Source organism: Streptomyces megasporus, from assembly GCF_000718985.1.
Taxonomy (GTDB): domain Bacteria; phylum Actinomycetota; class Actinomycetes; order Streptomycetales; family Streptomycetaceae; genus Streptomyces; species Streptomyces megasporus.
Genome location: NZ_JODL01000005.1, coordinates 48,211 through 60,790 on the forward strand (window position 1 = coordinate 48,211; position 12,580 = coordinate 60,790).

11 protein-coding genes are annotated in these 12,580 nt (G+C 72.9%); 7 read left to right on the top strand and 4 right to left on the bottom strand.

Annotated elements, in window-relative coordinates; all coding sequences use genetic code 11:
* Positions 1 to 195 precede the first annotated feature (195 nt).
* The gene (gene aceE / locus IF47_RS0106350) at positions 196 to 2,928 is read left to right on the top strand and encodes a pyruvate dehydrogenase (acetyl-transferring), homodimeric type (RefSeq protein ID WP_031507289.1); all 2,733 of its coding nucleotides are present in this window, start codon (positions 196 to 198) and stop codon (positions 2,926 to 2,928) included.
* An 84-nt stretch (positions 2,929 to 3,012) separates the two neighbouring features.
* Here the strand turns inward: aceE and IF47_RS0106355 are convergent, their stop codons facing one another.
* Together IF47_RS0106355 and IF47_RS0106360 are read right to left on the bottom strand one after the other, a co-directional pair.
* Positions 3,013 to 3,306 carry a hypothetical protein gene (locus tag IF47_RS0106355; RefSeq protein WP_051717215.1) on the bottom strand — a complete coding sequence of 98 codons (294 nt, stop codon included), beginning with the start codon at positions 3,304 to 3,306 and terminating at the stop codon, positions 3,013 to 3,015.
* A gap of 121 nt (positions 3,307 to 3,427) precedes the next feature.
* Positions 3,428 to 3,820, bottom strand: coding sequence for a peptidase inhibitor family I36 protein (locus tag IF47_RS0106360; RefSeq protein ID WP_031507292.1), 393 nt, complete (start codon positions 3,818 to 3,820; stop codon positions 3,428 to 3,430).
* Between the two features lie 586 nt (positions 3,821 to 4,406).
* Here IF47_RS0106360 and IF47_RS0106365 point away from each other — a divergent pair.
* From IF47_RS0106365 to IF47_RS0106385, 5 genes are all read left to right on the top strand, one after another.
* Positions 4,407 to 5,525, top strand: a complete 1,119-nt coding sequence (locus IF47_RS0106365; protein ID WP_078591631.1) for an alpha/beta hydrolase — start codon at positions 4,407 to 4,409, stop codon at positions 5,523 to 5,525.
* A gap of 56 nt (positions 5,526 to 5,581) precedes the next feature.
* Positions 5,582 to 6,475, top strand: coding sequence for a DUF4429 domain-containing protein (locus IF47_RS0106370; RefSeq protein WP_031507295.1), 894 nt, complete (start codon positions 5,582 to 5,584; stop codon positions 6,473 to 6,475).
* Positions 6,476 to 6,658: 183 nt separating this feature from the next.
* Positions 6,659 to 7,477, top strand: a complete 819-nt coding sequence (locus IF47_RS0106375) for a serine hydrolase domain-containing protein (protein ID WP_031507296.1) — start codon at positions 6,659 to 6,661, stop codon at positions 7,475 to 7,477.
* Positions 7,478 to 7,517: 40 nt separating this feature from the next.
* Positions 7,518 to 8,207, top strand: coding sequence for a type 1 glutamine amidotransferase (locus IF47_RS0106380; RefSeq protein ID WP_031507297.1), 690 nt, complete (start codon positions 7,518 to 7,520; stop codon positions 8,205 to 8,207).
* Positions 8,208 to 8,417: 210 nt separating this feature from the next.
* Positions 8,418 to 9,791 (top strand): SGNH/GDSL hydrolase family protein, encoded by a 1,374-nt coding sequence (locus IF47_RS0106385; protein WP_031507298.1) that lies wholly within the window; start codon positions 8,418 to 8,420, stop codon positions 9,789 to 9,791.
* 51 nt (positions 9,792 to 9,842) lie between these two features.
* Here IF47_RS0106385 and IF47_RS0106390 read toward each other — a convergent pair whose 3' ends face one another.
* Positions 9,843 to 10,562: a maleylpyruvate isomerase family mycothiol-dependent enzyme gene (locus IF47_RS0106390; RefSeq protein WP_031507299.1), complete on the bottom strand. Its 720-nt coding sequence runs from the start codon at positions 10,560 to 10,562 to the stop codon at positions 9,843 to 9,845.
* A gap of 278 nt (positions 10,563 to 10,840) precedes the next feature.
* Here IF47_RS0106390 and IF47_RS0106395 point away from each other — a divergent pair, with 278 nt between their 5' ends.
* Positions 10,841 to 11,818 (top strand): EamA family transporter, encoded by a 978-nt coding sequence (locus IF47_RS0106395; RefSeq protein ID WP_031507301.1) that lies wholly within the window; start codon positions 10,841 to 10,843, stop codon positions 11,816 to 11,818.
* Positions 11,819 to 11,891: 73 nt separating this feature from the next.
* Here the strand turns inward: IF47_RS0106395 and IF47_RS0106400 are convergent, their stop codons facing one another.
* On the bottom strand, positions 11,892 to 12,566 hold the full coding sequence (locus IF47_RS0106400; RefSeq protein ID WP_031507302.1) for a pirin family protein: 675 nt from the start codon (positions 12,564 to 12,566) through the stop codon (positions 11,892 to 11,894).
* Positions 12,567 to 12,580: the final 14 nt, after the last annotated feature.

The window sequence follows — 12,580 nt, forward strand, 5'->3', positions numbered from 1 at the left end:
GTACGCGGCTCGCGGGCGGCAAGGCGTAGGGTGGCCGTTCGGCCGACTCACGCCCCGGCCGCACCGGGCCGGGCACCCGGACGTCTCACGGAGTGGGGTTACCCCTCGGTAGAGATGACGTATCCGCCCCAGCGGTACACGATGGGAGACGGCGCGACACCCCTGCAGAGCAATAACGAACAGCGAAGGAACAGCGTGGCTTCCGGATCCGATCGCAACCCGATCATCATTGGTGGCCTTCCCAGCCAGGTCCCGGACTTCGATCCCGAGGAGACCCGGGAATGGCTCGACTCGCTCGACGCGGCCGTCGACGAGCGGGGCCGGGAACGTGCCCGCTACCTGATGCTGCGCCTCATCGAACGGGCACGCGAGAAGCGTGTGGCCGTTCCGGAGATGCGCAGCACCGATTACGTCAACACGATCGCGACCAAGGACGAGCCGTTCTTCCCCGGCAACGAGGAAATCGAACGCAAGATCCTGAACGCGACCCGCTGGAACGCGGCCGTGATGGTTTCCCGCGCGCAGCGGCCGGGCATCGGCGTCGGTGGGCACATCGCCACCTTCGCCTCCTCGGCCTCGCTGTACGACGTGGGCTTCAACCACTTCTTCCGGGGCAAGGACCACGGCGACGGCGGTGACCAGATCTTCTTCCAGGGGCACGCCTCCCCGGGCATCTATGCTCGCGCCTTCCTGCTGGACCGGCTCACCGAGAAGCAACTGGACGGCTTCCGCCAGGAGAAGTCGAAGTACCCCGACGGTCTGTCCAGCTACCCGCACCCGCGCCTGATGCCGGACTTCTGGGAGTTCCCGACGGTCTCGATGGGCCTCGGCCCGATCAGCGCGATCTACCAGGCGCGGATGAACCGCTACATGCACGCGCGCGGGATCGCCGACACCTCCAACAGCCACGTCTGGGCGTTCCTCGGCGACGGGGAGATGGACGAGCCGGAGTCGCTGGGTCAGCTCTCCCTGGCCGCCCGTGAGGGTCTGGACAACCTGACCTTCGTCGTCAACTGCAACCTCCAGCGGCTCGACGGCCCGGTGCGCGGCAATGGCAAGATCATCCAGGAGCTGGAGTCGTACTTCCGCGGCGCCGGCTGGAACGTGATCAAGCTCATCTGGGACCGTTCCTGGGACCCGCTGCTGGCCCAGGACCGCGACGGCGTGCTGGTCAACAAGTTGAACACCACCCCCGACGGCCAGTTCCAGACGTACGCCACCGAGAGCGGCGCGTACATCCGCGAGCACTTCTTCGGCGGCGACCACCGGCTGCGGAAGATGGTCGAGAACATGACCGACGAGCAGATCCTGCACCTGGGTCGCGGCGGTCACGACCACCGCAAGGTGTACGCGGCCTACAAGGCGGCCCGGGAGCACAAGGGCCAGCCGACGGTGATCCTGGCGCAGACGGTCAAGGGATGGACGCTCGGCCCGAACTTCGAGGGCCGCAACGCCACCCACCAGATGAAGAAGCTGACCGTCGAGGACCTCAAGCGCTTCCGCGACCGGCTCCACCTGCCGATCCCCGACAAGGACCTGGAATCCGGGCTGCCCCCGTACTACCACCCGGGGCGGGAGTCCGAGGAGATCCAGTACATGCACGACCGGCGGCGCGAGCTGGGCGGCTACGTGCCCACGCGCGTGGACCGCTCCAAGCCGCTGGTGCTGCCGGGCGACAAGACCTACGCCACGGTCAAGAAGGGCTCCGGCCAGCAGAAGGTCGCCACCACGATGGCCTTCGTGCGGCTGCTGAAGGACCTGATGCGGGACAAGGAGATCGGCAAGCGGTTCGTGCTGATCGCCCCCGACGAGTACCGCACCTTCGGCATGGACTCGTTCTTCCCGACGGCCAAGATCTACAACCCGCTGGGCCAGACCTACGAGTCGGTGGACCGCGAGCTGCTGCTGGCGTACAAGGAGTCCCCGAACGGTCAGATGCTGCACGACGGCATCTCCGAGGCCGGGTGCACCGCCTCGCTGATCGCGGCGGGCTCGGCGTACGCCACCCACGGCGAGCCGCTGATCCCGGTCTACGTCTTCTACTCGATGTTCGGCTTCCAGCGGACCGGTGACCAGTTCTGGCAGATGGCCGACCAGCTCGCGCGCGGTTTCGTGCTCGGCGCCACCGCCGGCCGCACGACGCTGACGGGCGAGGGTCTGCAGCACGCGGACGGTCACTCCCACCTCCTGGCCTCGACCAACCCGGCGTGCGTCGCCTACGACCCGGCCTTCGGGTTCGAGATCGCCCACATCATGAAGGACGGTCTGCGGCGGATGTACGGCGAGAACGCCGAGGACGTCTTCTACTACCTGACGGTCTACAACGAGCCGATCCAGCAGCCGGCCGAGCCCGAGAACGTCGATGCCGAGGGCATCGTCAAGGGCCTGTACCGCTACCGGCAGGCCGAGGGCGGCGCGATCCCCGCGCAGATCCTCGCCTCGGGCGTGGCGGTGCCCTGGGCCCTGGACGCCCAGCGCATCCTCGCCGAGGAGTGGAACGTCCGGGCGGACGTCTGGTCGGCGACCTCCTGGAACGAGCTGCGCCGTGAGGCCGTCGAGGTCGAGGAGCACAACCTGCTCCGCCCGGAGGAGGAGCAGCGCGTCCCGTACGTGACCCGCAAGCTCCAGGACACCGAGGGGCCCGTGCTGGCCGTCTCGGACTGGATGCGCTCGGTGCCGGACCAGATCGCCCGCTGGGTGCCCAACCGCTACCAGTCGCTGGGCACGGACGGCTTCGGGTTCGCCGACACCCGCGGCGCGGCCCGTCGCTTCTTCCACATCGACGCCGAGTCGATCGTCCTGGGCGTGCTCACCGAGCTGGCCAAGGACGGCAAGGTGGACCGCTCGGTGCTCAAGCAGGCCATCGACCGCTACCAACTGCTCGACGTGACCGCCGCCGACCCCGGTCCGGAGGGCGGCGACGCCTGATCCGACCCCGCCGGGCCCGCCCGGTGGGTGCCTCGGCCCCGGCCGTTCGGCCGGGGCCGAGGCATGTGGCGCGTCACGCCTCCCTCACATCCACAGCCCCCACGAGCCGGAGGCGGAGGCGAGCCATATCAGGGCGAGGACGGTGTCGATCGCGCCCAGGACGACGGCCACCAGGGCCGGTTTCGACCGGGCGCCCGTCCAGCGGCGTCCCATGGCGAGCCAACCGCAGACCATCGCGATGGGGCCGAGGACGATACCCATCACGAAGAACCCCGCGATCGCGCAGACCAGGCCGATGACGCCGAACGTCGAGCGTTCGTCGCCGGTGAGGTCGGCCCCGCCCCGCCGCATGTTCGACATGTGCCGTGAGCCCGTCATCATCCCTCCCAGGGTCGTCGGACCGGGCTGCCGATCCGGATACCCCCGGTGTTCCGCCCGATGCCGTGCGAGTACGGAAAGGGACGGGAGCGCCGGCCCGCCGAGGAGGCGGCCGCGCACCTCAGTTCTCCCAGATCTTGACGGCCCGTACCCGGTAGGGCGACCGCGGCGCCCAGGAGCCCGACGGGTAGGTGTCGAACTCGCCGGTCTCGGCGCACTCCGCGCTCTGGTAGGTCGTCACGGGCCGGCCGGTGCGGTTGGCGAGCGAGGCGACGGTCGCGCCTCGCGGCAGGGGGACGCAGCTCTCGATGTCGGTGTCCGCCAGTTCGTGGGTGCGGCGTGGCCCCTGGAAGTCCTCCCGCTCCCACAGGCACAGTTGCCCGGCCGCGCACCGCCCCAGCCGTGGCGTCTCCTCGGCGGCGCCGGCGGTGTGCGGCGTGAGGAGCGCCGTCAGGGCGGCGGTCGCCAGAAGGGCGGTCGGCAGCGCGGTGCGGGCCGTTCGTGTGTGACGCATGTGGATCACTCCCCCGTGTCGGTCGTGTGATCAGCTTCGACACGGATCGGCCGGCCTGCCAAGAGCGGACCGGCCGTTTCACCGGGACGGGTAACGGAGTTGTCCACAGCCGCCGGGTTGTCCACAGCCCGGCGTCCTCTCGGGCGTGCGCCGACGGTCCCGTGCCATGATGCCGACCCCCCCGGTGGACACCGCTCCGAAGGACGACACCCGGTGGACACCGCTCCGGAGGGCGACGCCCTCCTTTGGAACGCATCGGGTGGAAGGCATCGGGCAGGGGACGTCGGGTGGAGGACATCGGGAGTGCCCTCCACACCATCGCCGCTCATCCGGTCAGGTGAGTTCGCTCTGTCGAAACGTGATCCGGGTCACGCATCGGAGGCGGTCTCACCGGCGTCTCCTAGGGTGACAGTCAGTGATCCCGATCTTCCCTCCCGGCGCCTCCTTGTACGCAACCCACGCGAAGAACACCCCGGTCCCGACGGCCCCGACGGCCCCGACCTCCTCGTCCCCAACCGCCCGCGCCGGCGCGCACCCCGCCGGCACCGCCCCTCCCACCCCGCGGCGGGCCCTGCTCGCCCTCGCCGTGGTCCTGGTCCTGCTGATCACCTCCGGCTGGACGGGAGCCCGGGAGCGGCACGCCGACCCCGGGCCGCGCACCGCCGCCCTCCTGGCCTGGAAGAAGGGCCGCGTCGGCGGACGCCCCCTGCCCTCCCCGGATTCCGCTCCCCGGGTCGTCGCCCGCTTCTTCCAGAGCCTGACCGGTGTCCAGCGAAGCCGCCTGGCCGCCCGCCACCCCCTGGTCGTGGGCAACCTCGACGGCGTGCCCGTCGGCCTCCGCTACCGCGCCAACCGCCTCGCGCTCGCCCGGGCCCGCGCCGTCGAACGGAGACGGATGACCGACGAGCGGCTGACGGACGAGGGGCGCCGGGAGGCGGGCCGCCGCATGCACCGCTTCACCTCGCTGCTGCGCGCGGGACGCAGAATCCTCGCCTTCGACCCCACCGGTCGCGGCCGGGCCGTGGAGGTCTTCGGCGATCTGGAGCGCGCCGAACGGGTGTCGGTCGTGGTGCCCGGCGTGGACACCGACGTGCTGACCTTCGAACGGACCCGCCGCCGTCACACCGCCCCGGTCGGCATGGCACGGGCCCTCCACCAACGCGAACGCGCCACCGCCCCGCACGTGCGCACCGCCACCGTCGCCTGGGCCGACTACACCTCGCCGCGCGGCGTCGGCGTGGACGCCGCGGCCGGCGAGTTGGCCGAGGAGGGCGCCCGCCGGCTGGTCTCCTTCCTCCGCGGGCTCCCCGGCCGTGCCACGGTGGCGCTCTTCTGCCACAGCTACGGCTCGGTGGTGTGCGGGGTCGCCGCCCGGGGCGGGCGGGACGAGCGGCTGCCGGACCGGGTGACCGACATGACGGCGGTGGGCAGTCCCGGCATGCGCGTCGACCGGGCCGCCGACCTGGACGCGCGGGCCCGGGTGTGGGCGATGCGCTGCGACGGCGACTGGATCGCGGACGTGCCGTACCTGGAGTTCGGCGGCCTCGGTCACGGCTCCGACCCGGTCTCCCCCGAGTTCGGCGCCCGCCGCCTGGCCGCCGACGGCGCCACCGGCCACACCGGCTACTTCGTTCCGGGCACCGGAAGCCTGGCCAACATGGCGGCCATCGGTACGGGGACCTACCACCGGGTGCACGAGCTGTGACACGTGGGGAACGGTCGAGGAGGACGGTCGGGCCACCGGCGCATACGATGGCCCGCATGGGTGACGTGCTGGCCGGAATTAACTCCTCCTGGGAGTTCGACACCGACTCCGTACTCATCCGCTTCGAACGGGGGATTCGCACACCGAGGCTGTTCCATGTCCTGGGCGAGCGGCGTGTCCCCTACGAGGCGCTGAGGTCGATCGATCTGGTCCCCGGCCCCAGACAGGGCACGGTCGTGCTGCGCGCCGAGCCTCGGCCGGGCGCCGATCCGCTCGTGGAGGTCGCCGCCGGGCAGCTCAGGGAGACCAGCGACCCCTACCGTCTGGTGCTCCCCGTCGAGCGTGAGCCCTTGGCCGCCTCCTACGTCAGCGAGGTCCACTCCGTCCTCGGCCCCCTGGTCGACGAGCCCGCCGACCGCCACCTGGTCGCCGCCCCTCCGCCGCCGCTGCAGTTCAAGGCGTACGACGGCAAGGTCTCCTTCGACGGGGAGACGGTCTCCTTCCGCTGGTTCTCGACCGCGGCGTCCTCCGCGAAGTGGAAGGCGGGCGACCAGACGTTCGCCGTCGGCGAACTGGAGGGCGTGGTCTGGCGCTCGCCCGAGGTGGTGGGCGGCCACCTGCGGCTGGTCCGCCGCGGCACGCACGAGCAGCCGCCCGAGGAGCCCGACCAGGACCCGGCCGCCGTCGTCTTCGGGCTGGGCTACGGCCTCGTCCACGAGTCGCTGCCGCTGGCCGCCTCGGTGCTGGAGGCGGTGCGGGCCGCCGAGCCGGACCCGGTCCCGGAGACGGTCGTGGCCGTCCCCCACGTGGAGCCTCCCGCCGTCCGGGTCCGCCCCGCGCCCGGCGACATCGCCGACCGCATCCGGCACCTGGGCGAGCTGCACGAGGCCGGACTGCTCACCGACGACGAGTTCAGCACGAAGAAGGCCGAACTCCTGGCCGAGTTGTGACGCGGTGGGTACGTCCCGTCGCGCCGACGCGGAGCCCACAGCGTGGCGCACCACACCTCCGGGGCCGGTACGCCGGCCCCGGACGGGTGGTCGAACGGAGTCGGAGCCCGTTCCGGGCAGGCGGGGAACGGCGGCGAAATCCCGCCACGTTCCCCCGTTCGGTCGCACGTTAGGCTCGGGACCATGGAGAGCCTGCGCACGATCGAGAACTGGCCGGTCCCCACGGCGGCGGCGGCCGTCGTACGAGCCGACGGCACGGTGGTCGGGACGCACGGCCCCGTCGACCGCAGCTTCCCGCTCGCCTCGGTCACCAAGCCCCTGGCCGCGTACGCGGTGCTGGTGGCCGTGGAGGAGGGCGCGGTGGAGCTGGACGAGCCGGCCGGTCCCGAGGGCTCGACCGTACGGCACCTGCTCGCCCACACCTCCGGCCTGGCCTTCGACGAGCACCGCTCGATGGCCGCGCCGGGTACCCGCCGGATCTACTCCAACACCGGCTTCGAGGTCCTCGGCGACCACCTCTCCAAGGCCACCGACATCCCCTTCCCCGAGTACCTGCGCGAGGCCGTGCTCGTCCCGCTGGGGATGACCGCCACCGACCTGCCCGGCTCCCCCGCCAAGGACGCCGTCTCCACCGTGGCCGACCTGGTCCGCTTCGCCGCCGAACTCCAGGCCCCGCGCCTGCTGGACCCGCGCACGGTCGCCGAGGCCCGCTCCGTGGTCTTCCCCGGCCTGAGCGGCGTCCTGCCCGGCTACGGCAACCAGAAGCCCAACGACTGGGGACTCGGTTTCGAGATCCGCGACGGCAAGTCCCCGCACTGGACGGGGTCCTCCTCCTCGCCGCGCACCTTCGGCCACTTCGGGCAGTCCGGCACGTTCCTGTGGGTGGACCCGGACGCGGGCGCCGCCTGCGTCGCCCTGACGGACCGCGCGTTCGGCCCCTGGGCGATCGAGGCGTGGCCGCCCTTCACCGACGCGGTCCTGGCGGAGCTGCGCGGACTCTGACGCGGGAGCGGGGACGACAGTGGTCGGGCGGCCTACCGTACTGGCGGTGCAGCACACCCCGAACGGCGGTCCGGGCCGGTTCGGCACCTGGTTGGCCGAGGGCGGGCTCACGGTGGACGTCGTCCGCGCGTACGACGGCGCGCCACTGCCCGAACGGCTCTCCCACCGGGCCCTCCTGGTGCTCGGCGGCGACTACCTGCCGGACGAGGACGAGCGCGCTCCCTGGCTCGCCGCCACTCGCGCCCTGGTCGCCGAGGCGCTGGAGAGAGGCGTCCCGGTGTTCGGGATCTGCCTGGGCGGCCAGTTGTTGGCGCGGGTCGCGGGCGGTGCGGTCGCGGCGAACCACGGCCGGCCGGAGATCGGCAGCACACGGCTGACGCTGCGTCCGGAGGCGGAGGACGACCCGCTCTTCCACGGTCTGCCACCCCACCCCACGGCGATCGGGAACCATGTCGACGCCGTCACCGAACTCCCGCCCGACGCGCGGTGGTTGGCGCTGAGCGAGCGGTGCCCGTACCAGGCGTTCGCCGTCGGCGACCGGGCCTGGGGCACGCAGTTCCACCCGGAGGTCACGGCCGCGCGGGTGCGCACGTGGCGACCGGAGCGCCTGCTGCGGCACGGCTTCGACCCGGTGGAGGTCGTCCGTCGGGCGGAGGCCGACGAGCCGGCCGCGTCCGAGGTCTGGCGCACGGTCGCCCTGCGGTTCGCCGAACTGGTCAAGGGCCGCTGAGCCGGCCGGGCGCCGGACCGGCCTCGGCCCCGCGGCGATCGGCCGGGGTGTGCCGGGGAGCAAGGCCGGACGCGACCGTTGCGCCGCCGTACACCGCGTACCGCTGCCGTACGCCGCAGTAGGCGGGACGCGCTCTTGCCCCTTCCCGCGTCCGGTGGTTGCGTCGCGCGCACGTGACGACCACCGCCCCCACCGGAGGACGCGCAACCCATGACGCACCCCACGAGAAGAAGACCGGCCGGCTCCCGTCTGTCCCGCCTGTCCGGCCTGTTCGCCGCGGCGGCCCTCGCGGCGACCGTGTTCGCGGCGTCCGCCGTGACCGGCACCCCGCCCGCCACCGGGAAGGACCGCGCCGAGGCCGCCTCCGCCGAGACCTCGACGTCCCCGGCCGCCAAGAGCCGCGCACAGCGTTGGGTGAACACCTGGACGTCGATGCCGCAGCTCACCGAGCCCCACAACATGCCGCCCGCCCCGTTCACCCGGGACGGCCTGGTCCTCGACGACACCACCCTGCGGCAGACCGTCCGCGTCACCGTCGGCGGGGACCGGCTGCGGCTGCGGTTCTCCAACGCCTTCGGCGGCACGGCCCTGCCCATCACGGCCGTCTCCGTAGCGCTCCCGGCCGGCGGGAAGGCGGGGGTGAGCGCGATACGTCCGGGCACCTCCCGGCAGGTGACCTTCGGCGGCAGGGCCGGGACGGTGATACCGGTCGGGGCGCAGATGGTCTCCGACCCGCTGAACCTCAAGGTCGCGCCCGGCACGAACCTCACCGTGACCACCTACCTGGCCGAGGGACAGGCCTCGAACGAGATCACCTCCCACCCCGGCTCCCGGACCACCTCCCACCTGCTGCGCGGCAACCACGTCGACGCCGAGGACCTGCCGGGGGCCACCCCCACCGACCACTGGTACTTCCTCAGCGGCGTCGAGGTGACGTCCGGGAAGTCCACCGCGGCGGTCGCCGTCCTGGGCGACTCGTTGACCGACGGCCGGGGCTCCACCACCAACGGCAACAACCGCTGGCCGGACCAGTGGTTCGACCGGCTCCAAGCCCGCCGGAGCACGTCCGACATCGCCGTGCTCAACCAGGGCGCGGGCGGCAACCGGGTCCTCAACGACGGCCTGGGCCCCAACGTCCTGGCCCGGCTGGACCGTGACGTGCTGGCGCAGAGCGGCGTCGAGTGGCTGATCGTCTTCGAGGGCGTCAACGACATCGGGACCGCCGAGGCGACCGAGGCCGCCCAGAAACAGGTGGCGGACGACCTGATCGCGGCCTACGACCAGATCGTCACCCGCGCCCACGCCCAGGGCATCGAGGTCCACGGCGCGACGCTGCTGCCGTTCGGCGGGAACGAGATGTACGACGACCCGGCGGGGCTCCGCGAGAAGACCCGCCGGACGGTCAACGAGTGGATCCGCGGCAGCGGCCGGTTCGACGCGGTGATCGACTTCGACCGCGCGGTGCGCGACCCGCGCAACCCCGACCGGCTCCGGCCGGACGTCCACGACGGCGACTGGCTGCACCTCAACCCGAAGGGTTACGGAATGCTGGCCGACGCCATCCCCTACCACCTGTTCCGGTAAGCCCCGGTAGGTCCCGGCAGGTTCCGGATGAGGCTCGCGGGCCCCTGGTGCTCAGGGCGCCAGGGGCCCGCCCAGAACGCGCCGCCCGGCCTCCTCGTCGCCCTCCCACACCGGCGCGGCTCCACCGTCGGGGTCGTCGGGGCCGCTGGGGTCGTCGGGAGCACGGCCCCACAGCGTCAGCAGCAGGGACTCCGCGGTGCCGGAGAGGACGGCGACCGGTTCGCCGGGGCCGTACGTCCACGAGGCCCCGGTGTCCGTGGCGGTCAACCGCACGGCGTGGTCGGGCGGGGTGGCGCGGCCCCGGGCGACCTGGCGCGGGGCCATGGTGTCGAGGACCTCGGCCACGCCCTCGCCGGCGAGTTCCGCGTCCAGCGGGCGGGGCGTCCCCAGGGCGTGTTCGGCGTCCCAGCGGTGCACCAGGGTCTCCAGGCAGCGGCGCCGCCGCCAGAAGCCGACGGTGTGCGGCGGGTGGAACGTCCAGGCCGGGGTGGACGGCTCGGCGCCGAGGGTGGCCGTCAGCACCTCGGCCGTCTCCTCGAACCACCGTGCCAGAGCGGCCGGTTCGCACGGCGCGGCCGGGGGCCTGTGGTCGCCGTGCCGCTCGGTGACGGCCGTCGCCGCCCACAGGTTGCCCTCGCCCAGGTGTGCGGCGAGATCGCGCAGCGTCCAGTCGCCGCAGTGCTCCACGGGGGCGGACAGGTCCCCGTCCAAACAGGCCCGGAAGGCGTCGAGTTCGCGTCGCAGGTGGTCGAGGAGGAGGTCGAGATCCACGGCCGGAGCCTAGTGGGAGGCGGTCCGGGAAGCGTGCCGAGGCGTGCGCCGAGGCCGCTCGCCCCTGTGCGCGGACACGCCGGTACGATCGGCACATGAATTTCCGGCGCAGGGTCCTGCCGCCGCCGGTGCGCGCCTGACGGGCGCACACCGCGACGGTCCGATCCCTCGAAGATCCGATCCCGCACCCCGGCCGTCCACGGCCGCCGGGGCCCGATGTCGTGCGCCCGTTCACGGAAACCGTCCCGGACGCATTCGACATACGGAAGTCAACAACCGTGCGGAATCAGACCTCTTCCTCCCCGACTCCCTCCCACCCGGCCGACGCCGGACCCGAGAAGCCCCGAGCGGCCCGACGGGCCGGAGCGCTGAGCGGCCCGCTGCCCATACTCGTCGCGGCGGTGCTGTGGGGCACCACCGGAACCGCCAGTTCCCTGGCGCCCGCCGGCGCGTCGGCGGCGGCCATCGGCGCGGCCGGGATGGCCCTCGGCGGCCTGCTGCTGTTCCTCACCTCACCCGGTGCCCGATCCCTGCCCGCCCGGTGCACCGGCCCCGAACGCCGAGCGCTCGTCCTCGGCGCGCTGGCGGTCGCCGGGTACCCGCTCACCTTCTACCCGGCCGTGGCCCGGACGGGCGTGGCCGTGACCACGGTCATCGCGCTGGGCAGCGCCCCGGTCTTCACCGGCCTGCTCGCCTGGCTCACCCGCCAGGCCCGGCCCACCGCGCGGTGGGCCTTCGCCACCCTGGCCGCCGTGCTCGGCTGCGCCCTCCTCGTCCTGGGGCCGCACCTCACCGGCGGCGCCGCGCGCGTGGACTCCCTCGGCGCCGTGCTCGCCGCGCTGGCCGGACTGTCCTACGCCGCCTACTCGCTCATCGGCGGCCGGCTGATCACACGGGGACACTCCTCCGACGCCGTGATGGGGACGATGTTCGGCGCCGCCGCGCTGCTCGTCCTGCCCGTCCTGGTCTTCGCCGGCACGGGCTGGCTCGCCACCGCGCGCGGCGCCGCCGTGGCCCTGCACCTGGCGTTCTTCACCACGTTCCTGGCCTACCGGCTCTTCGGCCACGGGTTGCGCCACACCAGCGCGTCGGCGGCGACCACGCTGACGCTCGCCGAACCCGCCGTCGCCGCCGTGCTGGGCGTGGTCGTCCTCGGCGAACGCCTGCCCGCCGTGTCCTGGGGCGGGATGGCCGTCCTGGGGCTCGGCCTGGCCGTCCTCACCGTGCCCGCGGGCCCGTTCCGCCGGAGACGGTGACGGCGGCGACGTCGGGATGACAGCGAGCGGGCCGGGACCGTCGCGCGGCGATCCCGGCCCGCTCCCCACTCCCTCAGCCGTACGACGGCTCCGAGTGCATCTCCCAGATCAACGCCTCGGTGCCGTCGACGTTCCCGGACGCCTCCAGCCGCTCCGCGTCGGTGATCCGCGCCGCGTCACCGGGCGCCAGCAGCTCGCCGCCGATGCGCAGCCCCCCACGGACCACGTGCACGTACACCCACGGCGCGTCCGGAATCGCCGTGCGCTCCCCCTCGTCCAGCCGCCGCACGTGCATGACAGCGTCGGCGCGGGCCAGCCCGTAGGGGGTGCCGTCGACGATGCCGCGCACCACCTCGTACTCGGCCTCGCCCCCGAACACCCCCGGCACCAGCCACATCTGCACGAACCGCAGCGGCTCGCTCCCCGCGTTGCGCTCCACGTGCCGGATGCCACGCCCGGCGCTCAACCGCTGGACGTCCCCGGGCCGGACCACCGCGCGGCGTCCGGCCGAGTCCTCGTGCGTCAACTCCCCCTCGATCACCCAGGAGACGATCTCCACGTCCGCGTGCGGGTGTTCGGCGAAGCCCGCGCCCGGCGCGAGCCGTTCCTCGTTGCAGGCGACCAACAGACCGAAGCGCGTGTTGGACGGATCGTAGAAACCGGAGAAGGAGAAGGCGTGCCGCGTCTCTATCCCGGCCGCCGCGTCACCGCCCCGGTAACGGTCGGCTCCACGCCATATGTGCAGCATTCCTTCACCGTACG